Annotated in this window: 18 protein-coding genes; 15 read left to right on the forward strand and 3 right to left on the reverse strand. The window is 65.1% G+C overall.

Annotation, left to right across the window (positions count from 1 at the left end):
- The first annotated feature begins 34 nt into the window (after positions 1–34).
- From HU230_RS05265 to HU230_RS05295, 7 genes are all read left to right on the forward strand, one after another.
- On the forward strand, positions 35–1,120 hold the full coding sequence (locus HU230_RS05265) for a malate/lactate/ureidoglycolate dehydrogenase (protein ID WP_176532602.1): 1,086 nt from the start codon (positions 35–37) through the stop codon (positions 1,118–1,120).
- A gap of 39 nt (positions 1,121–1,159) precedes the next feature.
- A complete protein-coding gene (locus HU230_RS05270) occupies positions 1,160–1,936 on the forward strand; it encodes an HpcH/HpaI aldolase family protein (RefSeq protein ID WP_092125098.1) in 777 nt (258 codons plus the stop codon).
- A 200-nt stretch (positions 1,937–2,136) separates the two neighbouring features.
- Positions 2,137–3,660 (forward strand): UxaA family hydrolase, encoded by a 1,524-nt coding sequence (locus HU230_RS05275; RefSeq protein ID WP_176532601.1) that lies wholly within the window; start codon positions 2,137–2,139, stop codon positions 3,658–3,660.
- A gap of 251 nt (positions 3,661–3,911) precedes the next feature.
- Positions 3,912–4,415: a GDSL-type esterase/lipase family protein gene (locus HU230_RS05280; RefSeq protein WP_224943001.1), complete on the forward strand. Its 504-nt coding sequence runs from the start codon at positions 3,912–3,914 to the stop codon at positions 4,413–4,415.
- A 142-nt stretch (positions 4,416–4,557) separates the two neighbouring features.
- Entirely contained in the window at positions 4,558–7,824 is a 3,267-nt protein-coding gene (locus tag HU230_RS05285; protein WP_176532600.1) for a transglutaminase family protein, read from the forward strand.
- A 20-nt stretch (positions 7,825–7,844) separates the two neighbouring features.
- Positions 7,845–10,388: a circularly permuted type 2 ATP-grasp protein gene (locus tag HU230_RS05290; RefSeq protein WP_176532599.1), complete on the forward strand. Its 2,544-nt coding sequence runs from the start codon at positions 7,845–7,847 to the stop codon at positions 10,386–10,388.
- Positions 10,385–11,263 (forward strand): transglutaminase family protein, encoded by an 879-nt coding sequence (locus tag HU230_RS05295; protein WP_176532598.1) that lies wholly within the window; start codon positions 10,385–10,387, stop codon positions 11,261–11,263. Before HU230_RS05290 ends, HU230_RS05295 begins: the two co-directional genes overlap by 4 nt.
- A 45-nt stretch (positions 11,264–11,308) precedes the next feature.
- Here HU230_RS05295 and HU230_RS05300 read toward each other — a convergent pair whose 3' ends face one another.
- A complete protein-coding gene (locus tag HU230_RS05300; protein WP_176532597.1) occupies positions 11,309–12,811 on the reverse strand; it encodes a sensor domain-containing diguanylate cyclase in 1,503 nt (500 codons plus the stop codon).
- Positions 12,812–12,982: 171 nt separating this feature from the next.
- Positions 12,983–14,689, reverse strand: coding sequence for a methyl-accepting chemotaxis protein (locus tag HU230_RS05305; protein WP_176532596.1), 1,707 nt, complete (start codon positions 14,687–14,689; stop codon positions 12,983–12,985).
- Positions 14,690–15,037: 348 nt separating this feature from the next.
- On the opposite strand from HU230_RS05305, the gene HU230_RS05310 reads away from it, so the two are divergent.
- From HU230_RS05310 to HU230_RS05325, 4 genes are all read left to right on the forward strand, one after another.
- Complete coding sequence (locus tag HU230_RS05310) at positions 15,038–16,420, forward strand: ethanolamine ammonia-lyase subunit EutB (protein WP_176532595.1); 1,383 nt, start codon at positions 15,038–15,040, stop codon at positions 16,418–16,420.
- A 128-nt stretch (positions 16,421–16,548) separates the two neighbouring features.
- Positions 16,549–18,135 (forward strand): B12-binding domain-containing radical SAM protein, encoded by a 1,587-nt coding sequence (locus HU230_RS05315; RefSeq protein WP_176532594.1) that lies wholly within the window; start codon positions 16,549–16,551, stop codon positions 18,133–18,135.
- A gap of 4 nt (positions 18,136–18,139) precedes the next feature.
- Positions 18,140–18,934, forward strand: a complete 795-nt coding sequence (eutC, locus tag HU230_RS05320) for an ethanolamine ammonia-lyase subunit EutC (protein WP_176532593.1) — start codon at positions 18,140–18,142, stop codon at positions 18,932–18,934.
- 197 nt (positions 18,935–19,131) lie between these two features.
- On the forward strand, positions 19,132–21,516 hold the full coding sequence (locus HU230_RS05325) for an efflux RND transporter permease subunit (RefSeq protein ID WP_176532592.1): 2,385 nt from the start codon (positions 19,132–19,134) through the stop codon (positions 21,514–21,516).
- A 79-nt stretch (positions 21,517–21,595) separates the two neighbouring features.
- Here the strand turns inward: HU230_RS05325 and HU230_RS05330 are convergent, their stop codons facing one another.
- Entirely contained in the window at positions 21,596–22,099 is a 504-nt protein-coding gene (locus HU230_RS05330; protein WP_176532591.1) for a hypothetical protein, read from the reverse strand.
- A gap of 405 nt (positions 22,100–22,504) precedes the next feature.
- Between HU230_RS05330 and HU230_RS05335 the strand changes: the two genes are divergently transcribed.
- From HU230_RS05335 to hpnE, 4 genes are all read left to right on the forward strand, one after another.
- Complete coding sequence (locus HU230_RS05335) at positions 22,505–22,744, forward strand: hypothetical protein (protein ID WP_173641725.1); 240 nt, start codon at positions 22,505–22,507, stop codon at positions 22,742–22,744.
- Positions 22,745–22,940: 196 nt separating this feature from the next.
- Positions 22,941–23,819: a squalene synthase HpnC gene (gene hpnC / locus HU230_RS05340; protein ID WP_176532590.1), complete on the forward strand. Its 879-nt coding sequence runs from the start codon at positions 22,941–22,943 to the stop codon at positions 23,817–23,819.
- A complete protein-coding gene (gene hpnD / locus HU230_RS05345; RefSeq protein ID WP_176532589.1) occupies positions 23,816–24,652 on the forward strand; it encodes a presqualene diphosphate synthase HpnD in 837 nt (278 codons plus the stop codon). Before hpnC ends, hpnD begins: the two co-directional genes overlap by 4 nt.
- Positions 24,652–25,902: a hydroxysqualene dehydroxylase HpnE gene (gene hpnE / locus HU230_RS05350; RefSeq protein ID WP_176532588.1), complete on the forward strand. Its 1,251-nt coding sequence runs from the start codon at positions 24,652–24,654 to the stop codon at positions 25,900–25,902. The genes hpnD and hpnE overlap by 1 nt, the downstream gene beginning before the upstream one ends.
- Positions 25,903–25,922: the final 20 nt, after the last annotated feature.

Here is a 25,922-nt window from a genome sequence, read left to right on the forward strand (position 1 = left end):
ACGCACTGTGCTTCATCGAGCGAGCTAGTCTTTCATGGTCACCATCAAGGTCGATAATCTCATCAACTTCGTGTCCGAAGTGTTTTCCCATTCGGAGTCCTCTCCGGAAGAGGCTAAGCGCATCGCGACCTATTTGACGACCGCGAATCTGACAGGCCATGACAGCCACGGCGTGATCCGCGTGCCGGTCTATGTCAGGTGGAAGAAGATGGGCTCGATCGTGCCGAACCAGACCGCCGAGGTCGTGGTCGACACGGCCTCGCTCGCCGTTGTCGACGGCAAGTTCGGCTATGGCCAGACCGTCACGCCTGTCGCGGTCAGGCTCGGCATCGAGAAGTGCAAGAAGGCAGGGCTTGCGGCGGTCGCGCTGCGCAACTCCGGCCATCTCGGCCGCGTCGGCGACTGGGCCGAAATGGCGGCCGCCGAAGGCCTCGTTTCGGTTCATTTCGTGACCGCCGCAGGCTCGCTGCTGGTCGCGCCTTACGGCGGCGTCGAGAAGCGCCTGTCGACCGCGCCGTATTGCGTCGGCATTCCGCGGCAGGGCCAGGATCCGATCGTGCTCGATTTCGCGACCTCCGTCGTCGCCGAGGGCAAGTGCCTGGTGGCTAGCCGTGGCGGCAAGAAGCTGCCGCCCGGCGCGTTGGTCGATGCCGACGGCACGCTGAGCGAGGATCCGCATGTGCTGTATGGCCCGTACACGCCGGACGGACCGCGCGACCATACCAAGGGAACCGGCGCGATCCGTGCTTTCGGCGACCACAAGGGCTCGGGCCTCGCCTTCATTTGCGAGCTGCTCGGCGGCGCGCTGACCGGCACCGGCGCGACGTCGTCGGACCGGCGCTTCGCCAACGGCATGATGGCGTTCTACATCGATCCCAAGGTGATCGACACCAGCAATTTCTTCGACGGCGAAATCACCCGCTACACCGATTTCATCCGCGCCACCAAACCGATCTCTGGCACGGAGTCCGTGCTGGTTCCGGGCGATCCCGAGCGGAAAACCCGTGCCGATCGCACCAGGAATGGCATCCCCTTGCCTGACGACACTTGGGCGGCGATAGTGAATACCGCGCGCGAAGTCGGCGTCAGCGAAGTTTCGATCCAGCGGGCGACCAGCTGAGGCTCGTCCCCCAATAAACCGCAAAGGGAAACGCGATCAATGGCAAACAAGGTCAAGCAAGTCTGGGCATCGGGCAAGGCGGTGGTGAACGCGTGGCTCGCGATCCCCTCCGGGTTCTCGGCCGAAGTGATCGCGCAATGCGGCTTCGACAGCGTAACCGTCGACATGCAGCATGGCGTGCAGGATTATCAGTCGATGGTGCAGTGCTTCCAGTCGATGCATGCCCATCCCGTCACGCCGATGGTCCGCGTGCCCTGGAATGAGCCGGGCATCATCGGCAAGGTGCTCGACGGCGGCGCCTATGGCGTGATCTGCCCGATGGTCAACACGCCGCAGGAAGCCAAGAACCTGGTTTCCTATGCCAAGTATCCGCCGAAGGGCGTGCGCTCCAACGGCCCGATCCGCGCCGGCATGTACGGCTCGGCCGGCACCTATCAGCAGACCGCCAACGACGAGATCGTGCTGCTGCCGATGATGGAGACCAAGACCGCGGTCGAGAACATGGAAGCCATCCTCGATGTCGAAGGCATCGACGGCGTCTATATCGGACCGTCCGATCTCGGCTTCTCCTACGGCCTGGTGCCGAAGCTCGATCGCGACGAGCCGGAGATTCTCAAGATCTACGAGAAGATCATCAAGGAGTGCGGCAAGCGCGGCCTCAATCCCGGCATCCACTGCTCGGGCGCCGAAGGCGCGGTGCGCGCGATCAACATGGGCTTCAAGCTCGTGACGCTGTCGAACGAAGTCGGCCTGATGCAGGTCTACGCCAGGATGCAGGTCAACCAAACCCGCGAGAAGTCCGGCGGTAAGGCGTAAGGTCTGTCCGCAATGTTAGCTCTGCTCCCTCGCCCCGCTCTTGCGGGGAGAGGTTGGGGTGAGGGGCCTCCATCCGGCGAGCACTTTGTTTGCGATTGCGCGTGTGCCTTGCCCCTCACCCGAATTATCGCTGCGCGAGAATTCGACCTCTCCCCGTAAAGGACGGGGAGAGGTGAAGATAAGGACGAAGGAGAACTCCCATGGCCTCGGCACAAGTAATCCGCCTGCACGCCGACGACAGCGTCCTGATCGCGCGCGCGAGCCTGCCGCCGGGGCTGGAGGTGACCGAAGGCGTTACCACGGTTGACCGCATTCCGGCCGGCCACAAGGTCGCGATCAAGCCGATCGCGCAGGGCGAGCCGATCCGGCGCTATGGCCAGATCATCGGCTTCGCGACCCAGCCGATTGCGCCCGGCCAGCATGTGCATACGCAGAACTGCGGGATGGGTGATTTTGCCAAGGACTATGCCTATGGCGTCGACGTCAAGCCGGTGCCGAACTTCGATCTGCCGGCAACCTTCGAGGGTATCCGCCGCGCCGACGGCCGCGTCGCGACCCGCAACTATATCGGCATCCTCACCTCGGTGAATTGCAGCGCCCACGTTGCGGGCATCGTCGCCGACATGTTCAAGAAGAATCCGTTCACCGGCGACAACCCGCTGGCCGATTTCCCGAATGTCGATGGCGTCGTCGCGCTGACCCACAAGACCGGCTGCGGCATGACCCAGGACGAGCCTTTGGCGCTGCTTCGCCGCACGCTCGGCGGCTACGCGCGCCACGTCAATTTCTCCAACGTCATCGTGCTCGGCCTCGGCTGTGAGGTGAACCAGATCGGCGGCCTGATGGCCGAGCAGAAGCTCGCCGGCCGCCTGCGCGCGATGGACATCCAGGAAGTCGGCGGCACGCGCAAGACCGTGGAAGCCGGTGTTGCCTTCGTGAAGGAGGCGCTCACCGACGCCAACAAGGTCAAGCGCGAGGCGGTGTCGGCAAGCGAGCTCACCGTAGCGCTGCAATGCGGCGGCTCTGATGGCTACTCAGGCGTGTCGGCCAATCCAGCGCTCGGCGCGGCCAGCGACCTGCTCGTCCGTCACGGCGGCACGGTGATCCTCTCGGAGACGCCGGAGACCTACGGCGCCGAGCATCTGTTGACCCGCCGCGCCGTCAGCCGCGAGGTCGGCGAAAAGCTGGTCGGCCTGATGCGCTGGTGGGAGGAATACACCCAGCGCGAAGGCGCCGAGATGAATGCCAATCCAAGCCCCGGCAACAAGGCCGGCGGCCTCACCACGATCCTAGAGAAGTCGCTCGGTGCGATGGCCAAGGCCGGCAGCACCAACCTCGTCGACGTCCTGCACTACGCCGAGCCCGTCACCAAGAAGGGCTTTGTGTTCATGGACACGCCTGGCTACGACCCGGTCGCTGCGACCGGGCAGGTCGCCGGCGGCGCCAACCTCGTCTGCTTCACCACCGGCCGCGGCAGCGTGTTCGGCTGCAAGCCCGCACCCTCGATCAAGCTCGCCACCAACACGCCGATGTACAAGCGGATGGAAGACGACATGGACGTCAATTGCGGCACCATCCTCGACGGCGAAGAGAGCGTGCAGGAATGCGGCCAGCGCATCTTCGACCTGATCCTCAAGACCGCCTCGGGCCAGCCGACCAAGAGCGAGAGCTTTGATTTCGGCGGTGCGGAGTTCGCGCCGTGGGTCTTGGGCGCGACGATGTAGTTTAGGGCTACGATCTAGCCTTACACTCCGCTGTCGTCGCTGCCGAGTGCGCAATTGCGCACGGGAGCAGGGACCCATAACCACCGGCCGTAGTGATGTGCAAGGCGTCTGTCACCGTTTTTCATCGATGAATCACGCGGTATGGGTCCCTGCTTTTCGCAGGGACGACGAGTTCTATTGACGTGGCCTCCCGGATTGCGCTTCGCTCCATCCGGGCTACAGGCTGGCGTTTCGATCTGAACGGAGGAAAGATGCGCGCGGGTCGATTGGGAATCATTGGATGCCTCGCATTCCTGGCCGCCTTGAGTCTTGGCGTCGGTTCAGCCGACGCCGCAACCATCGTGGCGCTTGGCGCGAGCAACACCTACGGCAAGGGCGTGGCGCGCAACCAGGCCTATCCTGCGCAGCTCGAAGCGATCTTGCGGGCGAAGGGATTGAACGTCCGTGTCGTGAACGCCGGCATCAATGGCGACACCACGGAAGGGATGCTGCAACGCCTGGACGGTGCCGTCCCGAACGGGACCCGTGCGGTGATTCTACAGCCGGGCGGCAATGACCGGCGCAAGGGCAGCCCCGACCGGACAGCGGATATCCAAAGTCGACTGAGCGCCCGTGGCGTCGCGGTGATCATGCTTCCTAACGGGATGCTGGGCGGGCTCCCGCATCAGCCCGATGGCCAGCATTTGACCCCCGAGGGCTATCACACGCTCGCCGAGCAGCTCGCTTCGCAGGTATCCGGCGCGATCGGCCGCTAGCGGCGAGGGTAACCAGCCACGCCAGTTGCTGAGGTCGGGACAACGCGGCGGATAATTCCTGGGCAGTCGCTGCCCGTTGTTAGTGCTTGATGTCGACCGGAACCAGTGTTCTGCTCAAAAAAGCTGCTGGAGTCCTCGGTCCGTGTCGATCTTCGTCGCACTGCATCACGTCACGCACTACAAATACGACCGGCCGATCGATCTCGGGCCTCAGACCATTCGGCTCCGGCCCGCGCCGCATACCCGCACGCCGATCCTGAGCTATTCGCTCAAGGTCACGCCATCAAATCATTTCGTGAACTGGCAGCAGGATCCGCAGGGCAACTGGCTGGCGCGCTACGTGTTTCCGGAGAAGGCGACCGAGCTCAAGGTCGAGGTCGACTTCACCGCACAGATGACGGTGGTCAATCCGTTCGACTTCTTCGTCGAGCCCTATGCCGGCAGCTTTCCATTCGAATACCCCGGCGATCTCAAGACCGAGCTCGCGCCTTATCTTGAGACTGAGGTACCGGGGCCGTTGCTCGCGGCTTATTTGAAGGACATTCCGCACAAGGCCGACTCGACCGTCAATTTCCTGGTCGAGCTGAACGCGCAGCTGCAGAAGAAGATCGGCTACGTGATCCGCATGGAGGCCGGCATCCAGACGCCGGAGGAGACGCTGGCCGCAGGCTCCGGCTCCTGCCGCGACTCGGCGTGGCTCTTGATCCAGGCGCTGCGCCATCTCGGGCTCGCCGCGCGCTTCGTCTCCGGATATCTCATTCAGCTGCGGCCCGACATCGATCCGCTCGAGGGGCCGCGCGAGGTCGAGAGCGATTTCACCGACCTGCACGCTTGGGCCGAGGTCTATCTGCCGGGTGCGGGCTGGATCGGGTTCGACGTCACCTCCGGCATGCTGACGGGTGAGGGACACATCCCGGTCTGCGCCACGCCGCACTACCGCTCGGCGGCCCCGGTGACCGGCACCGCGGGCTTCGCCAATGTCGAGTTCGGCTTCGAGATGAGCGTCAAGCGGATCCGCGAGGCGCCGCGGATCACCAAGCCGTTTTCGGATGAATCCTGGGCGCGGCTCGACCGGCTCGGCGAACAGGTCGATGCCGACCTGGAGAAGGACGACGTGCGGCTGACCATGGGCGGCGAGCCGACCTTCGTCTCGGTCGACGATCTGGAATCGCCGGAGTGGAACGTTGCCGCGGTCGGTCCGACCAAACGCGGGCTGGCCGACGAGTTGATCCGCAAGCTGCGCACGCGGTTCGCGCCCGGCGGCCTGCTGCATTATGGCCAGGGCAAATGGTATCCCGGCGAGAGCCTGCCGCGCTGGGCGTTCGGCCTCTACTGGCGCAAGGACGGCAAGCCGATCTGGAAGAATGCCGGCCTGATCGCTTGCGTCGAAAATCCGGGCAAAGCTGGGATCGCCGATGCGGAGCGCATCGCAATCGGCATCGCCGCGCGGCTTGGCCTGAAGGCTGACTACGTCATGCCGGCCTTTGAGGACACTGCGTTCTGGCTCGAGCGCGAGGCCGGCTTGCCGGCCAATGTCAGCCCTGCGAATTCCAAACTGACCGATCCGGAAGAGCGCGCACGGCTGGCGCGGGTGTTCGACGAGGGTCTGACCACGCCGAAAGGCTATATGCTGCCGATCCAGCGCTGGAGCCCGCTCGGCGATCGCGTGCCGGCGCGCTGGCGCAGCGAGCGCTGGAAGATCCGGCGCAGCCATCTGTTCCTCTTTCCGGGCGATTCCCCGCTGGGCTTGCGGCTTCCGATCGCTTCGCTCGAACACGTCCCGCCCGAGGATTTTCCCTACGTCATCGAGCGGGATCCGATGGCGCCGCGCGATGCGCTTGGGGAGATCGATCCGGAGCTGACGCGGGCGCTCAAGGACATTGAAGAGCCGCTGCCGGTGCGTACCGCGATGTCGATCGAGGTGCGCGATGGCGTGCTATGCGCCTTCATGCCGCCGGTCGAGAAGGTCGAGGATTATCTCGAACTGATCGCCGCGATCGAAGCTGCCGCTGAAGAGCTGCAACTGCAAGTCCATGTCGAAGGCTACGCGCCGCCGTTCGATCCGCGGATCGAGGTGATCAAGGTGACGCCGGATCCCGGCGTGATCGAGATCAACGTGCAGCCGGCACAAAGCTGGCGCGAGGCCGTCGACATCACCCTCGGTCTCTATGAGGACTCCGCGAAGACGCGGCTCGGGGCCAACCGTTTCCTGATCGATGGCCGCCACACCGGTACTGGCGGCGGCAACCACATCGTGGTCGGCGGCAGCAAGCCGGAGGATTCGCCGTTCCTGCGCCGGCCCGATCTGCTGAAGAGCCTCGTGCTGTACTGGCAGCGGCATCCGTCGCTGTCCTATCTGTTCTCCGGCATGTTCATCGGCCCGACCAGCCAGGCGCCGCGCATTGACGAGGCGCGGCATGATGGACTCTATGAACTCGAGATCGCGCTGTCGCACGTGCCGCCGCCGGGCATGGATGCGCCGCTGTGGCTGGTCGATCGCCTGTTCCGGCACATTCTGGTCGACATCACCGGCAACACCCATCGCGCCGAAATCTGTATCGACAAGCTCTATTCGCCCGACGGTCCGACCGGCCGGCTCGGCCTGGTCGAATTCCGCGCGCTCGAAATGCCGCCCGACCCGCGGATGTCGCTGGCGCAGCAGCTCCTGATCCGCGCACTGATCGCAAAGCTGTGGCGCGAGCCGCAGCAGGGCAAGTTCGTGCGCTGGGGCACCGCGCTGCACGACCGCTTCATGCTGCCGCATTTCCTCTGGCAGGATTTTGTGGGCGTGCTCGCCGAGCTCAAGCAATCCGGTTATGACGTCGAGCCAGAGTGGTATCAGGCCCAGCTCGAATTCCGCTTCCCCGCGTTCGGCCGCATCCATCACGGCGGCGTCGGCCTCGAGCTGCGGCAGGCGCTCGAGCCCTGGCACGTGCTGGGCGAGGAGGGCACCGCTGGCGGCACCGTGCGCTACGTCGATTCCTCGGTCGAGCGGTTGCAGGTGAAGGCGACGGGATTCGTCGAGGGCCGCCACGTCATCACCTGCAACGGCAGGCGGATGCCGATGACCGAGACCGGCCGCGCCGGCGAGGCGGTCGCCGGGGTGCGCTTCAAGGCCTGGCAGCCGGCCTCCGGCCTGCATCCGACCATTCCCGTGCACGCGCCGCTGACGTTTGACCTGATCGATACCTGGAACGGCCGCTCGCTCGGCGGCTGCGTCTATCATGTCGCCCATCCCGGCGGCCGCAACTACGAGACCAAGCCGGTCAATTCCTACGAGGCCGAGGCGCGGCGGCTGGCGCGCTTCCAGGAGCACGGTCATACCCCCGGCAGGATCGAACCGCCGCCGGAGGAACGCACAATTGAGTTTCCGTTGACCCTCGACTTGCGGACGCCGCTCCTGCAGTAATTGGATGCAGGGGAAGTGCAATGACCGCATCGGGTGGCCAAGGAAGCAGTCAAGGAAGCAGTCAGGAGAGCAGGGCCCGTCCCGGTCAGCGCCGGATGGCGCAGTGGACCCGCGACTATGTCCGTCTGCCCGGCATTCCCGATGAATATATTGCCGAGAACGGCGCGGCGCGGCCGGTCTGGGCGCGCTTCTTCGATGCCTTTGCCGGGCTGTCGCCGGCCGATATCGAACGCCGCTTCGCCTCCGCCGACCGCCATCTGCGCGAGGCCGGCGTCACCTATCGCGCGCCCGGCGATACCTCGGACAGGATCTGGCCGCTCAGCCATCTGCCGCTGATCATCGATGCGGCCGATTGGCGGCAACTCGCCGCCGGCGTCGCGCAGCGCGCGCAGCTCTTGGAAATGGTGCTGGCCGATCTCTACGGCGAGGGCCGTCTCGTTGCTGACGGTGCCATCCCCGCGGCAGCGATCGCCGGCAGCAGCGAGTATCTGCGTGCGGTCAGCGGCATCAAGCCGCCGGGCGGCCGCTATCTGCATCTCTATGCCGCCGACATCGGCCGGGGGCCTGACGGCCGCTGGTGGGTGCTCGGCGATCGCACGCAGGCACCGTCGGGCGCCGGCTATGCGCTGGAAAACCGCCTGGTGCTGTCGCGCGCCTTCTCCAACCTCTATAAGTCGATGAATGTCGAGCGCGTCGCGCCGTTCTTCGAAGCGTTCCGCGATTCGCTGCGGGCCAGTGCCGACCGCGACGAGCCGCGGATCGGCCTGCTGACGCCAGGGGCGTTCAGCGAGACCTATTTCGAGCATGCCACGCTCGCGCGCTATCTCGGCTTCCTGCTGGTCGAGGGCGACGACCTCGCGGTCTCCGGCGACCGCATCCATATCCGCACCGTTGCCGGGCTGAAGCGGCTCGACGTGCTGCTGCGCCGGGTCGATTCCAACATGCTCGATCCGCTCGAGCTCGACGCCTCCTCCTATCTCGGCGTGCCCGGGCTCGTCGAGGTGCTGCGCAAGAGCGGCGTCGTGGTCGCCAACATGCCGGGCTCGGGCGTGATGGAGGCAAGGGCGCTGCTCGGCTTCCTGCCCAGCCTGTGCCGGCGTCTGCTCTCTGAAGACCTGATGATGCCGAACATCGCGACCTGGTGGTGCGGCCAGAAGTCCGCCCGCGAGCAGGTGCTGTCGCGGTTCGACGAATTCGCAATCGAAGGCGCCTATGGCCGCGGCGTTGCGGATTTTCTAGGCCACGGGCCGGTGCTTCCGGGCGAACTGTCGGCTGCGGACCGCGACCGCCTGAAGGATGCGATCAGCCATCGCGGCATCGACTATGTCGGACAGGAGCTGGTGCGGCTGTCGACCACGCCGGTGTGGGAGAACGGCCGCATTGCGCCGCGTCCGTTCGTGCTGCGGGTGTTCGCGGCGGCGACGCCGAACGGCTGGACCGTGTTGCCTGGCGGCTTCTGCCGGATTGCCGATCGGGCGGATGCGCGCGCGGTGTCGATGGGCGATGGCGCGGTGTCCGCCGACGTCTGGGTGGTCTCCGACAAGGCGGTTGCGACCTCGACCTTGCTGCCAGCGGTCGACACCGTCCGCATCCGCCGCATCGCGGGCGTGCTGCCGAGCCGCGCCGCCGACAATCTGTTCTGGCTCGGCCGCTATCTCGAGCGCGCCGAAGCGACCATTCGCTTGATCCGCGCGCTGTGCACGCCGCTGCGCGATCCGGCGCGGGCCAATGCGACCGGCTCGACGCCGGCGATGCATTCGGCCGAGCGCATCCAGCGCATGCTGGTTACCTGGAGCGCGGCCTCGCAGACCGCGCGCGCCAATCCCGCCAAGGTCGCGCTCGAAGCGTTGCAGAGCGAGGAGAAGTTCGGCTCGGCGCTGTCGCTGGTGCGATCGGCGCAGCGCACGGCCACCTCGCTGCGCGAGCGGCTCTCGCCGGACGCCTGGCAGGTCATCACCGAGATGGCGGATCGGCTCGCGATCGAGGTTCACGACGATGACGGCGTCGTCAGCGCCGCCGAGCTGACCTTGCAGGAGCTCGCAAGCTTCGCAGGCCTCGCGCAGGAGAACATGAACCGCGCGGCGGGCTGGCGCTTCCTCGAGATGGGCCGCCGCGCCGAGCGCGCTATCAACACCACGCGCTTTGCCCGCCAGTTCGCCTATGACGAAGCCGGTGACGAGGATCTCGACGTCCTGCTCACGCTGGTCGACTGCCAGATCACCTATCGCTCGCGCTATCTGGTGCAGCCGCTGCTCACGCCGGTGCGCGATCTCGCCGTGCTCGATCCCTACAATCCTCGCTCGGTCGCATTCCAGGTCGAGGCGCTGAACGAGCATATCGCCGCGCTGCCGAGCCTGAAGGAGCACGGCCTGATCGAGCGGCCGCAGCGGCTTGCGGTTACGGTCGAGGCGATGTTGACGACGGCCGAAGCCGGCAACCTCGACGTCAAGACGCTGTTTGCGCTGGAGCAGGATCTGCTCAACCTCGCCGATTCGGTCGGGCTGCATTATTTCCCACACGGACCGAACGCCAGCCGGCCGGAGAAGCTCACGGGGCTGGCGTGATCTACGACATCCGTCACGTCACGACCTACAGCTACGAGACCCAGGTCAGCTTCGCGCGCTGCGCGCTGCGGCTGGAGCCGATCACCGGCGACGGGCAGGAACTGGTTTCCCATTCGGTCGAGATTCGTCCGAAGCCCGCGGAGCGCACCGCGCGGCGCGACTTTTTCGGCACGCTGACCGAAAGCGTCCTGATCGAGACCGCGCATCGCAGCCTTCGCATCGATTCCCGCTCGCGGGTCACCGTAACGCGGCAGCCGCCGGCGCGTGACGCGGCGAGCCCGCCCTGGGAGTGCGTGCGCGACAACGCGTTCGAGGCATTGAGCCTCGATGCGGGCTCGCCGGTCGGCTACGTCTTCGCCAGCGCGCTGGTGCCGGTGCTGCGGCCGGTGACGGCCTACGCTTCCGCGAGCTTTTCGCCCGGCGGTGGCATCCTTGCCGGTGCGGCCGACCTGATGCGTCGCATCCGCGGCGACTTCAAATACGATCCGAAGGCGACCGTGATATCGACGCCGCTTCGCGACGTATTCGAGAAGCGCCACGGCGTCTGCCAGGATTTTGCCCATGTGATGATCGCGGGGCTTCGCGGCCTCGGTCTGCCGGCGGCCTATGTCAGCGGTTATCTGCGCACCATTCCGCCGCCGGGTCAGCCGCGGTTGCAGGGCGCGGACGCAACCCACGCCTGGGTGTCGGTCTGGTGCGGTAGCGAGCTCGGCTGGGTCGGGTTCGATCCGACCAACGATCTCATGGTCGCCAACGACCACATCATTCTCGCCATCGGCCGCGACTTCGCCGATGTCTCGCCGGTCGACGGCGTCATCGTCGGTGCGCGCAAGCAGAAGCTCAGCGTCGCCGTCGACGTGCTGCCGGTGGAGTGAGCCGAGGGGACAGGCGCGCGTTCGGCCGCGCCGCCGCGATCTCGATCAGGCGACCTGCCGCTTGCCCGATTTGTCCCACCCGATCGGGCTGATGATGACGCGGTCGCGGCCTTCATGCTTGGCTTGATAGAGCGCGAGGTCCGCGGCCTTGAGCAGATCGCGCGACGTGCGCTCGTGATCCGGGACGAGGCAAGACAGTCCGATGCTGATGGTCGGCAACTCATGCTCGGATTCGCGCGCCGCGGTCAGCTTCGCGCGAATCTGCTCGGCAACTTCCAATGCGCCCGACTTGCCGATGCCAGGCAGCAACACCGAAAACTCCTCGCCGCCGTAGCGCGCGCCGAGATCGGTTGCACGCTTGGTGCTGGTGGCGATGCACCGTCCCACAGTGGCGAGCACAGCGTCGCCGGCCTGATGGCCGTACGTGTCATTGAAGGTCTTGAAATGATCGACGTCGATCATCAGAAGCGATACCGGCGACTTTGCGCGCATGCCACGCCGCCATTCGACGTCAAGCGTATCGTCGAGGCGGCGGCGGTTGGCGAGGCCTGTCAGCGCATCGGTGTTCGCGAGGTGCGCGAGCCGGCTTTCCGCGGCGGCTCGGCGTTTGAGAGCGGCCAGCAGGTAGAACATCAGGACGATCGAGAAGCCACAGAGCGCCGCCACCACGCTTCCGATCAGCCAGAGCTGTTGCCACCAATCGGCATAGATGCCGTCGAGCGCGAGGCCCTCGGCGATCAGCAGGGGATGGTGTCCGACCGCCTGAAAGACATAGAGCCGGCTGACGTGATCGACGATCGATTTCGTCATGTACGAGCCGGATTGCCGTGCCGGGAACTGCTTGAAGACCTGTGAGTCCTTGATGCTTTGCCCGATCTTGCCGATATCGAACGGTGCTCGCATCAGCATGACGCCATCGGTGTTGAACAACGCCATGCTATCGCCGAGGCCGAAGCTCAGCTTGCGAAACAGATTGTGGAAATAGCTGAGCCGCATGCTGCCCGCGACGACGCCGGCAAAGGACCCGTCGGCATTGCTGATGCGGCGGCTCAGCCTGATCAGATATTCGCCGTCTGAAGTCACCCAGGGAGCGCTGATGAACAGTCCGCTGTCGGCTCGCGCCTGATGCACCCGGAAGAAGTCCCGATCGGCGAAATTTGCGGTCCGCGGCGTCAATGTCCGGGAATCGAGCGTGACGTCTCCCGCCGTATTCAGCACGAGGATCGAGCCGAGATCCTTGGCGGTGGCGGCGCGGTCGAACAGCACGACCTGGCGAAGCTCCGGGCTGATCTTGCCGAGCTCCGGCAGCTTGACGCCGTCGGCGACGGCCTGCAGCGACAGGTCATAGAGCTCGATGTTGCGGTCGATCTCGCTGGCGATGGAGGCGACGAGGTTGGTCGCGCCTTCCTTCGCATGCTGATAGTCCTTGCCGGCCATCTCCCAGAGAATGGACGCGCAGATCGCCGAAAAGCACAAGACGAGACCGACCCCGAGCGCGAGGAGCCGTTTGGTCGGCACGGCCCTCGGCTTTGGCAACAGTCCGTTCATTGCTCGCTTCCACTTCCCCGCGCCCCCGCGCACTTTGACTTTCTATAGGGGCATCAAATTGAGAAAGGCGACCGCAAGCACCGGCAATTTGCGCCCGCGCGTTGCGATAGTCTTAACCATTCCAGGTTGGTCGGAACCTGACGCCGGGCCCGGACGGATCGCCTGATCCGTTCAGGTTCCGGTCCGTCGCAGGTCCTCGGCGGCATCGCTGCGCAAGTTGCGGAAGAACTGCTCGACCTCGCGCGACAGCGTCTCGGCGGTTGCGGTCAGATCGTTCGATGCCGCGAGCACCGATTCCGCAGCCTTGCTGGTCTGGTCCATGTCGTCGCGAAGCGAGCCGACATTCGTCACCAGGGTTTCGTTGCCCTGAGCGGCCATCTGTGCGTTGGCGGAGATTTCGCGCGTGGCTGCGTCCTGCTGGCCGATCGCGCTGGCGATGCTGGCGGTGACGTTGCTGATCTCGCGCACCGCCTGGCCGATCTCGCGCACGGCGGCCACCGAGTTGCGGGTCGAGGCCTGGATCAGGCCGACATTCTCGCTGATCTCGGCGGTTGCCTTGGCGGTCTGCCCGGCCAGCGCCTTCACTTCGTGCGCAACGACCGCGAAGCCGCGGCCGGCGTCGCCGGCGCGGGCGGCTTCGATGGTAGCGTTGAGCGCGAGCAGGTTGGTCTGCTCGGCGATCGCCTGGATCAGGTTCAGCACACCGTCGATGCGCTGCGTGGTGGCGGCAAGGCTCTCGATCTCGGTGATCGACCGGTCGGTGCGCGCACCTGCCTGATCGACCGCCCCCGACGACTGCTTGACCTGGCGGCCGATCTCCTCGACCGAGGCGGAGAGCTCTTCGGCTGCGCTTGCCACCGCAGACACGTTGCTCGAGGCCTGTTCGGTCGCACCTGCCGCCGCAACGGTCCGGCCGCTGGCGTCCGCCGCGACGGTTGCGATGGTCTGCGCGGTTTGACGCATCGTAGCAGCGTTGTCGTGCACCGCGCGGAGCACCTCACCGATGGTGCCGCGGAATGTCTCGACGAAGCTTTCGATATGCCGGCCGCGGGCGTCGCGAGCCTCGGAGTCCTGCACGACTTGCGCGTTCAGGCTGCGATTGCGGTTCATCGCCTCCTGGAAGACCTTGATGGCGCGGGCCAGTGCGCCGATTTCGTCGCTGCGCCCGACATGCGGCACGTCGACATGGTCGGCGCCCTCGGCGACGTGCTTGATGGTCGTGGTGATCTGCGACAGTGGCCGCGCCACCGAGCGGGCGATGATCAGCACGCCGAGCACCACCACGATCAGGGCCGCCGCGCCGAGCCCGGTCAGCAGCAGCGCCAGCTCGCGGTTGGTGTCGGTCTGTTGTGCCAGCTTCTTGCTGCGCTCCGCGTAGACCTTTGACAGCGCCTCGAGGTCCTTGTTCAGTGCGGTGCGCACGTCGCGGTTGGCGTCGTTGTCGCCCCACTCACGCCCGGCAGCGGCGCCGATTTCGATGCCGCGGCGGACCAGCTCTTTCCGGAACTCGATGAATTGCTCGATGCGCTTCTTGAACACCGCGAACTGCGCGGCGTCGTCGGCCTGCACCAGGGTCTCCCAGTTCCTCACCACGCCTAGGATGCGGTCGTTGAACGCCAGCAGCCCGTCGCCGTATTTCTTCACCGCCGGAGGTTCGGTCGACATGTAGATGCCGCGGGATTCCATCACCACCGCGTAAACCAGCGAGTTGACCCGCTCGACATTGAGCGCGGCGCGGCTTGCGAGGTCGACGGCCGCGGTCAGCTCGGCATTGCGCCGCGCGTTGTAGTCGGACAGGACGGTGATGGCTGCGGTCAGCGCCGCAATCAGCGCAAACGTCGAGTACAGCCTGGCAGCAAGCGAGAATCGGGATGCCATTGGAGGCCGGGATGTGGAGATGGGGGATGTGACGGGGGACGGCATTGCGGGCACTCCAAGAGGCCGGGGAGTACCTTCGGCCAATCAAAGCTTATGCAAAATCTTCATGGACAATTTCTTAACGCGTGCGTTTCGTAGCGGTCGCAACCGTTAAAATCTCTAAATAATACCAATGTCTTATGAGACACGCCGAGGCGGTCTGGTTCCCTCAGTCTGCCGCCGTGTTGAATGACGGACCGCCATCATCATCATTCATCAACATCCCCCGGCGCACCGGGAGAAGCTGATGGCACGACTTTCGCTAAGAGGTGCTAGGTTACGCCGTCCCCAGCCTCGACGCGAATCCCCATGCTCTATCGTCACACCATCGACGCCACCAATTATGCATTCGACGATCTGCGCATCCTGCTTGCCAAGGCCTCCCCGCCGCGGTCCGGCGACCGTTTGGCCGGCATCGCGGCCGACAGCGCCGCGGAGATGATCGCCGCGCGGCTGGCGCTTGCCAACGTTCCGCTGAAGCAATTCCTCGATGAGCCGGTCATCCCCTATGAGGACGACGAAGTCACCCGCCTGATCCTCGACAGCCACGACGTTGCCGGCTTCCTGCCGGTGTCGTCGCTCACCGTCGGCGGCTTCCGCGACTGGCTGCTGTCGGATGCCGCCACTGGAGACGCGATCAACAGGATCTCGCGCGGCATCACGCCGGAGATGGTGGCGGCAGTGTCGAAGCTGATGCGCAACCAGGATCTGATCCTGGTCGCGAAGAAATGCGAGGTGACGACCCGCTTCCGCAACACCATCGGCTTGCGCGGGCGAATGAGCACGCGGCTGCAGCCGAACCATCCGTTCGACGATGCCAAGGGCATCACCGCATCGATCCTCGACGGGCTGCTGCTCGGATCCGGCGACGCCTGCATCGGCATCAATCCGGCGAGCGACGATCCGAACGTCATCGGCACCCTGCTGCGGCTGCTGGACGACGTCATCACCCGGCTCGGGATTCCGACGCAAGGCTGCGTGCTGACCCATGTCACGACCACGCTCGGCCTGATCGGACAGGGGCTGCCGGTCGATCTCGTGTTCCAGTCGATCGCTGGCACCGAGGCGGCCAACCGCAGTTTCGGCGTCGACCTCTCGCTCCTCCGGGAGGCACGGGAAGCCGGGCTGTCGCTCCGCCGCAGCACGGTCGGCGACAATGTCATGTATTTCGAGACCGGGCAGGGCTCGGCCCTGTCGGCCAACGCCCATCACCAGGTCGACCAGCAGACCTGCGAGGCGCGGGCCTACGCGGTGGCGCGGGCGTTCGATCCGCTGCTCGTCAACAGCGTGGTCGGCTTCATCGGTCCCGAATACCTCTATGACGGCAAGGAAATCATCCGCGCCGGGCTCGAGGATCATTTCTGCGGCAAGCTGCTCGGCCTGCCGCTCGGGATCGACGTCTGCTACACCAACCACGCCGAGGCCGATCAGGACGACATGGACAATCTCCTGACGCTGCTTGCGGCCGCCGGCGTGAACTTCATCATGGGCGTGCCGGGCGCCGATGACGTGATGCTGAACTATCAGTCGACATCGTTTCACGATGCGCTCTACGTCCGCGACCTGTTCGGCCTGAAGCGGGCGCCCGAATTCGACGACTGGCTGGCGAGCGTGGGCCTTGCCGGGCAGGACTTCCGCCTCGTTGCCGATGCGGGGCAGCTGCCCGACCTCGCCGCCAGGCTCTTGACCTGACGGGATAGCTAAATTCTGCAGAGCAACTATCTCACCGTTGTGACGTTGGTAAGCGCCACAATGTTGAAGAATTTCTGGCCCAGCGTTCCGCGCCGTGGTTAGATTTGCGGGTGCTTCGGGGTCGATTGATGAGAGCTGAGGGCATAAAGACAGCACGGCGTATCCTCTGCGTCTTTCCGCGCTATACGTCGTCCTTTGGGACCTTCGAGCACGCCTACCCCCTGACCGACGGCGTCAAGGCGTTCATGCCGCCGCAGGGCTTGCTGCTGATCGCCGCATACCTCCCCGAGAACTGGCCGGTCCGTTTCGTCGACGAGAATCTGCGTCCGGCCACGACGGAGGATTTCGAGTGGGCGGACGCGGTGTTCGTCAGCGGTATGCACATCCAGCGCCAGCAGATGAACGATATCTGCCGCCGCGCGCATGACCATGATCTGGTGGTCGCGATCGGCGGCCCGTCGGTCAGTGCCTGTCCGGACTACTACCCCTCATTCGACTACCTTCATGTCGGCGAGCTCGGCGATGCGACGAATGAGCTGATCAAGCGTCTGGAGCAGGACACCAGGCGTCCGGACGAGCAGGTGGTGCTCAAGACCATCGACCGCCTGCCGATGACGGATTTTCCGCTGCCGGCCTATGAGCTCGCCGAAACCAAGAAGTACTTCCTCGGGAGCATCCAGTTTTCCTCGGGCTGCCCCTATCAGTGCGAGTTCTGCGACATCCCCGGGCTCTATGGCCGCAATCCGCGCCTGAAGTCGCCGCAGCAGATCATCGCCGAGCTCGACAAGCTGCGCGCCTGCGGCGCGACCGACACCGTCTATTTCGTCGACGACAACTTCATCGGCAACCGCAAGGCGGCGAGCGAGCTACTGCCGCATCTGATCGAGTGGCAGAAGCGGACCGGCTATGTCACGCGCCTCGCGTGCGAGGCGACGCTCAACATCGCCAAGCGGCCCGAGATCCTGGAGAAGATGCGCGAGGCCTTCTTCGTGACGATCTTCGTCGGCATCGAGACGCCCGATCCCGACGCGCTGAAGGCGATGCACAAGGATCAGAACATGATGGTTCCGATCCTGGAGGGCGTGCGCACCATCAACTCGTTCGGCATGGAGGTCGTCTCCGGCATCATCATGGGGCTCGATACCGACAAGCCCCAGACCGCTGACGCGCTGCTCTCGTTCGTCGAGGAGTCACGGATTCCGCTCCTCACCATCAACCTGCTGCAGGCGCTGCCGAAGACGCCGCTGTGGGATCGCCTCGAAAAGGCAGGAAGGCTGGTCCATGACGACGGCCGCGACTCCAATGTCGAGTTCCTGCTGCCCTACGAGGACGTGGTCAGTTCCTGGCGCAAATGCATGGAGATCGCCTACCAGCCCGAGAAGCTGTTCGAGCGCTACTTGCATCAATGCAACTACACCTATGCCAACCGCATCAAGCTGCCGGTCAGCCCGGAGATGAAGAGCTGGGCCAACATCCGGCGCGGCCTGATCATGCTTCGCAACATCTTCTGGAAGGTCGGCGTGCTCGGCGACTACAAGCGCGTGTTCTGGAAGTTTGCGCTCGGCCGGCTCAAGCGTGGCGACATCGAGGGGCTGATCTCGGCGACGCTGGTTGCGCATCATCTGATCACGTTTGCGCGTGCAGCCTCCAGCGGCCGGCAGAACGCCTCGAACTACTCGATCCGGCTGCGCGAGGCTTCCGTACCCGCCGAATGACACCATGACCACACCGCCGGCGCCATCGCCCCCGTCGCTTCCCGATTTTCGCGACCTCACGCCGGCGCGTGTCGGTCTCGGCCGGTCCGGAGCCAGCCTGCCGACTGATGCGCTGCTCTCGTTCACGCTCGACCACGCTCGGGCCCGCGACGCCGTTCACGCGGCCTTCGATGTCAGCGGCATTACGGCCGGTCTTGCCGGCCTTGGCATCACGCCGCACGAGGTGTCGAGCCAGGCGCCCGGCCGGCGCGACTATCTGCGCCGGCCCGATCTCGGACGCATGCTGGACTCCGCATCGCGACGGTCGCTGGAGGGGTGCGGCATCACCGCATGCTCCTGCGCCCTCGTGATCGGGGACGGCCTGTCGCCGACCGCGGTCAATGTGCACGCCGTCGAATTGATCCGGCACCTCGTGCCGCGGCTTGCGGCCGACGGAGTCGACACTGGTGCGGTGATCGTCGCGTCAGGCGCGCGCGTCGCGCTCGGTGACGAGATCGGCGCCATCATCGGCGCGCGCATGCTGGTGATGTTGATCGGCGAACGGCCCGGCCTGTCCGCGCCCGACAGCCTTGGCGCCTATCTCACCTTCGCGCCGCGGATCGGCCTCACCGATGCCGACCGCAACTGCATCTCCAACATCCAGCGCGCCGGGCTGAGTTATCCGGAAGCCGCATTCAGGATCTCGTGGCTTGTGCGCGAGGGACTGGCACGCCGGGTGACGGGGGTCGCGTTGAAAGATGAAAGCGGCGGTGGATCGTCACAGAATGCGCTACCGGGGTGTGACAAATCAGATACTTAATGGTGGGGATCAACGGTTCCCCGCGCATTTGATTCTACCCTCGCGCTTGCGAGCAAAGGGACGGACAGGTAAAACACGCGCCGGTCAATATTCGCGTGTTTTCAAGGACTAGCGCCGATAAGCCGCGCTCACCCGCCTCATTCGCGCCCCTAGACCCAAGCTAGACAGATTGAGCCGTTTTCAGAACTGGACAGGGCATGCTCGAAAAGAACTCCGAAAGTCAGGTCCACGTCGAGAAGGTCGAAGAGCCGCGGTCGGGCCCCAGCATCGCGTTCGGGATCGAGCGTCTCGGCCTGATCCCGATGCGGGCGCCGATCCTGTCCTGCATCGTGCTCGTCCTGTTGTTGATCGGCGCGGTGTTCGGCGTGCATCGGATCAAGATCGACGACTCGCTGTCGCAGCTGTTCCGTTCCGAATCCAAGGACTACAAGCAATATGAGGCGGTGACCAAGCGCTTCCCGGCGACCGAGTTCGACGTCCTCGTCGTGGTCGAAGGCAAGACGCTGCTCGAGCGCGACAATCTCGGCAAGCTCCGTGACATGGTCACAGACCTGCAGCTCGTCGAGGGTGTGCGCGGTCTGGTGTCGCTGTTCTCCGCGCGCCAGGCGCCGGAGCCCGGCAAGCTGCCGGCGGCGCTGTTCCCCAATGAACTCCCCGAGGGCGCGGCCTACGACAAGTTCGTCGAGACCGTCAAAAGCAACGAAATCATCCGCGGCAAGCTGCTGTCGGAGGACGGCACGCTAGCGCTGGTCGTGCTGTCGCTCGAGCCGGAGGTGGTTGGCAGCAACAAGCTCAGCAAGGTGGTCGGCGACATCAGGAAGATCATGGCCGACGATCTCAGCGGCAGCGGGCTCAACGCCCAGCTGTCCGGCGTGCCGGTCATGCAGCTCGAGATCCGCAATGCGGTCGAGCGCGACGGCCTGACCTACAACATTCTCGGCATCCTCGCCGGCTGCGTCATCGCCATCATCTTCTTCCGCAAGATATCCTTCATGGTGGCGGCGGCGTTCCCGCCGATGATCGCGATCCTGCTCGCGCTCGGCGGCCTCGGCTGGGCCAATTTCAATCTCAACATGTTCCTCAACGTGATGACGCCGCTCATCATGGTGATCAGCTTCTCCGACTCGATGCAGCTGACATTCGCGGCGCGCGACCGGCTGATCGCGGGCCAGGACAAGTTCACCGCATTCAAGAACGCGGTGCTGGTGGTCGGCCCGGCCTGCGTGCTGACGCACGGCACGGCGGGCATTTCGTTCATCGCGCTACAGTTCTCGGATTCCGATCTGATCCGCAAATTCGGCGAGGCCGGGCTTGCGGCGACCATCATCGCGCTGGTCGCGGTGCTGTCGCTGGTGCCGGTGTTCGGCATCCTGCTGGTGCGCAACGAGAAGGTCTTTGCGGTCAAGTTCCAGAGCGCGGACGCCGGGGTGCAGGCGCTGCGCAATTTCTGCTACTGGATCGCGGTGCGGATGGTCGGCCGTCCCGGGCTGTTCAGCCTGCTCGCGCTGATCGTCGTCGGCGGCCTCGGCATCATCTACGCCAATCTCGAGCCGCGCTACCGGCTCGCCGACCAGGTGCCGGACAAGCGGCAGGCGGTGGAGGCGTCGAGCCGGCTCGACGCCAAGCTGACCGGCGCCAATCCAGTCGATGTGCTGATCGAATTCCCCAAGGGCCAATCGCTCTACTCGCCGGAGACGCTGAAGACGATCGCCGACGTTCACGCGATGGTCGAGGACAGCGCCGGCGTCGGCAACGTCTGGTCGCTGGAAACCCTGCGGCGCTGGCTCGCCGAGAAGGCCGGCAGCAACGATGTCGCGACGCTGAAGGAATATGTCAGCGTGATTCCCGAGCATCTCGTGCGCCGCTTCATCTCGAAGGATCAGGATGCCGTCGTGGTGTCGGGCCGCGTCCCGGATCTCGATTCGAGCCAGTTGCTTCCGGTGGTGAACAAGCTCGATCATTCGCTGGACAAGGTCCGCGCGGAGCATCCCGGCTACGAGATCGCGGTGACCGGCCTGTCGGTGATTGCCGCGCGCAACAGCGCCAACATGATCGAGAAGCTCAACCGCGGCCTCACCGTGGAGTTCGCGCTGGTCGCGATCTTCATCGGGCTCGCGTTCCGCTCGGTCGTGGTGATGTTCTCCTGCATCCTGCCCGGTATCTTCCCGGTGGTGCTGTCAGGCACGGTGCTGTGGCTGCTCGGGGAGGGGCTGCAATTCGCCAGCGTCGTGGCGTTGACCGTGTCGTTCGGCCTCGGCCTCAGCGCCACCATCCACTTCCTCAATCGCCTGCGGCTGGAGACCAAGCCCGGTGTCACGCCGGAGCTTGCGGTGGAGCGCGCCACGGTGCTGGTCGGCCCGGCGCTGATCCTGACTACGGTGGTGCTGGCCTGCGGCCTCGTCGTCACCGTGTTCTCCGACCTGCCGTCGCTGCGGCTGTTCGGCTGGCTCAGCGCGTTCTCGATGGTCGCGGCCTTGGTCGCGGACCTCTTCATCCTGCGGCCGACCTCGATGTTCCTGATCAACCTGTCGCAAAGGCTCCGCGGCAAGGGCGGGCAACCGGCGCCGATCGAGAAGGCTTGATTGATCGAAAACAAAAGGCCCGGTTCCGAAGCGTTCGGAACCGGGCCTTTTTATTGGCCGGCGAAATCGGTCGGGAATGTCAGGTCTTCGTCATCGTGATCGTGACGCCGCGGATCTCGCCCTTGGAGTCGATCTGCACCACCTGCTTGGAGCCGTTGGTCTGCAGGTTCAGGTTTGCCGCAAAGCCGGACGCCTCGACAAACACGTCGATCCGGCCGCCGCCCGCGGTGCCCTGCAAATTGCCGAAGATGTTGCGGCTTGCCTCGCTCCAGTTGCCGGAGATCCGGTCGCCCTGGCTGGTGACGTCGCTGGAAAGGTCGAACTTGTAGCTGTCGCTCGCGCAATGCAGCGATTGCTTCAGGTTCATGCCCGATGGCGCGACCTTGTAATCCGCCTTGCAACGAATGCGTTCGGTCGTGCCGTTGGACAACGCCACCGTGCCCGTTCCGGTCCACGAGCCGGCAAAACCGGCAAATGGACCATTGGCCTGGGCATGGACTGCGGAGGCGGACAGCATCAGTGCGGCGCCGACGCCCACAGCTCTGAGGGCCTGACCATAAGGGCTGGAACCAAACAGTTTCATTGTGAATTTTCCCATCAAAATCAACGCCTCTTTCGCAAGAAAGCGTCTCGCCGCGTCGAAGGTTTAGTGTCACCCAAGAATGTTAGGTTCAAACGACAGAAGCTGCGCGCGCGAGCCCTGTTGTCAACGAACAGAATCAGAAACCGTTGCCCTCTTGATGGCATCTAGCTTTGCGCGAGTGCGATCCGCAATACCCAAACGCGACAAAGTGATGGCATGAATCGTTGTTGTGAATCAATAGCTTAGGCGGGGGTTTACAGCGCCGCAAATTTAGCCGCATTTAGCAGTGCTTGTCGTCAATCCGTTGCCGCGTTACGTGGCGTCTGCAATCCCCAAAATCCGTCCCGGCCATGCCGAAACGCGTTTCGGGAACAGATTTTCTGCTGTCGGAAATGAAGGAATACGATGCGTAAATTTCTCCTGGCTGTTGCCCTGTTGTCGATCCCGCTCTCGTCCAGCGCCTTCGCCCAGCAGCAAGGGCGCGGCGGTACGCCCGATGAGCAGAAGGCCTGCACGCGCGACGTGCAGCGTCACTGCCGCTCCGTCATCGATCAGGGCGATTTCACCATTCTCGCCTGCCTGCAGCAGAACCGCAGCAAGATCAGCGCCGCCTGCGACCAGGTGCTGAAGACCCACGGCCAATAAGACCGAATTCAGGTCTCAAGGGACCGCTATCGACACCGCGGCTGGCAGCCATGCCGGCCGCGGCTACGTATGCTGGCGGTCACAGATAGCATTGGTTTTGGTGGCGTATTCCCCTATATGGGGCTCGCAAATCCCCCGCATGCGCCTGACCGTCCGCGCCTGCGTCGTGCCATGACCAGTGTAGCCCAAATTTCCCATGACCACCGCGAGCGACCTGCGATCCGGAAAGACCCACCGCGACGAGAATTTTCCGGTCGCGTCGTGGATCATTCATCCGCGGCATCGTGCCCTGATCCTGGCCTTCTATAATTTCGTCCGCACCGCCGACGATATCGCCGATCACGGCACGCTGCCGGCCGAGGAGAAGCTGCGCTATCTCGACCTCATGGAGGCCGAGCTGCTCGGCAATGGCGATAGCCAGAAGGAAGCGGTCAGCCTGCGCCGCGCCTTCGCCGAGCGCGGCATGCCGCCGCGGCATGCGCTCGACGTGCTGGTGGCGTTCCGCCTCGACGTCACCAAGCTGCGCTACGAAAACTGGGACGACGTGATCGATTATTGCCGTTACTCGGCAATGCCGGTCGGGCGCTTCATGCTCGACGTGCATGGCGAGGATATTTCGACCTGGGCGGCGTCGGATGCGCTCTGCGCCGCATTGCAGATCAACAACCATCTGCAGGACTGCGGCAAGGACTACCGGAATCTGAACCGCGTCTATCTGCCGCGCGATGCGCTGGCCGCTACGGGTGCGACCGTCGAGATGCTCGGCGAGGCGAAATCGCAGCCGGCCCTGCTCAAATGCCTGCAGGCGCTCGCGCTGCGCACCGCGGCGCTGCTCGACCAGAGCAAGTCGCTCGCCGCCGAAGTGAAGGATTTCCGGCTCGGGCTCGAGATCTCGGTGATCCAGGCGTTCGCCGACAAGATCGTCAACCTGCTGAAGGTGCGCGACCCGCTCAGCGAGCGCGTGCATCTGAGCCCGGTCGAATTGCTGTTGCAGAGCCTTGGCGGCGTCGCCGGCGAGACCGCGCGGCGGGCGATCGGACGGCGTGCGGTCTCCAAGACGGCGGCAGGGGCATGAGTGCTGAGGCGGCGGCCAACGCAAATTACGGAAGCACCGCGTCGGGCAGCTCGTTCTATGCCGCGATGCGCATCCTGCCGCACGCGCAGCGCGAGGCGATGTTCCAGATCTACAGCTTCTGCCGGCAGGTCGACGACATCGCCGATTCCGATGGTCCGCGGCCGGAGCGCCTGGCGGCCTTGCAGCAGTGGCGCGACGATATCGACGCGCTGTATGCGGGGCACCCGCCGGAGCGGCTGAAAGACTATGTCGGGTCGGTGAAGGCCTTCGGCCTGAAGCGCGAGGATTTCGTCGCGATCGTCGACGGCATGGAGATGGACGTGCCGCAGGACATCCGCGCGCCGGATCTTGCGACGCTCGACCTGTATTGCGATCGCGTCGCGAGCGCGGTCGGCCGGCTGTCGGTGCGCGTGTTCGGGCTGCCCGAGGAAGACGGCATCCAACTCGCCTACCATCTCGGCCGCGCGCTGCAGCTCACCAACATCCTGCGCGACATCGACGAGGATGCCGGTCTCGGCCGGCTCTATCTGCCGCGCGAATGGCTCTGGCATGCCGGCATCACCAACAACGACCCGGCCCGCGTCACTGCCGACCGCGCGCTACCGAAAGTCTGCGCGCCGCTTGCCGAGCGCGCCAAGATGCACTTCCAGAAGTCCGACGAGATCATGAAGCGCAATTCGCGCCGCGCCGTGCGCGCGCCGCGGATCATGTCGAAATACTACCGCGCGATCCTCGATCTTTTAATCGCGCGCGGCTTCGCCGCTCCGCGTGAGCCGGTGCGTGTGTCCAAGGCCGCCAAGATCGGCATTCTTCTTCGTTACGCGATCATCTGATGCAAAAGACCGTTCATATCATCGGTGCCGGTATTTCCGGCCTCTCCGCGGCCGTGCGGCTCGCCAATGGCGGCTACAAGGTTGCCGTCCACGAGGCGACGCAGCAGGCCGGTGGCCGCTGCCGCTCTTATTTCGACGCCGCCACCAATCTCACCATCGACAACGGCAACCATCTGCTGCTGTCGGGCAACCGCCATGCGCTGAGCTACGCGCGTTCGATCGGCACCGAGGCGGGTCTCGTGGGACCTGCGCGCGCGCAGTTTCCGTTCGTCGACCTGGCCTCCGGCCAGCGCTGGCAGCTCGACCTCGGCGATTCCCGCCTGCCGCTGTGGGTGTTCGACGAGGCGCGCCGCGTCCCGGACACCAGCCTGCGCGATTATCTCGCATTGGCGCCGCTGGCCTGGGCCGGCACCGAGGCGCTGGTCGGCAACACGATTCCCTGCAAGGGCACGCTGTATGACCGCCTGGTGCAGCCGCTGCTGCTCGCCGCACTGAACGTCGATCCGCCGGAGGGCTCGGCCGGGCTTGCCGGCGCCATCGTGCGCGAGACGCTGCTCGCCGGCGGGCAGGCCTGCCGTCCGCTGATCGCGCGCGACGGCCTGAGCTCGGTACTGATCGAGCCGGCCGTGAAGCTGCTGCAGGAGCGGGGCCATAGCGTCCAGTTCAGTCACGAATTGCGTACGCTTGGCATGTCGGGTGATCGCATCAGCGAGCTCGACTTCGGCGGTGGCGACAAGATCACGCTGGCCGCCGACGATGCCGTCGTGCTCGCGGTGCCGCCGCGCGCCGCGGCAACGCTGCTGCCCGGCCTGAAAACCCCGACCAAATTCCGCGCCATTGTGAATGCGCATTTCCGCGTCGATCCGCCGCGCGACGCCGCGCCCATTCTCGGCGTGGTCGGCGGCCTCGTGGAATGGCTGTTCGCATTCCCGCAGCGGCTGTCGGTGACGATCAGCAACGGCGACCGCCTGGTCGACATGCCGCGCGAGGAGCTCGCGCAGGCGATCTGGCGGGACATCTGCAAGGCATCCGGCGTTTCCGGCGACTTGCCGCCGTGGCAGATCGTGCGCGAGCGCCGCGCCACATTTGAGGCGACGCCGGAGCAGAACGCCCTGCGTCCGGGGCCCACGACGGCGCAAAAAAACCTGTTCCTTGCCGGCGACTGGACTGCTACCGGGTTGCCGGCAACCATCGAGGGGTCGGTGCGGTCGGGTGATCGCGCCGCAGATCTGGTTCTGGCCAGGCGTTAAATTCGACCTGTTAAGCGGCC

It is taken from the genome of Bradyrhizobium quebecense (genome assembly GCF_013373795.3).
Classification (GTDB): domain Bacteria; phylum Pseudomonadota; class Alphaproteobacteria; order Rhizobiales; family Xanthobacteraceae; genus Bradyrhizobium; species Bradyrhizobium quebecense.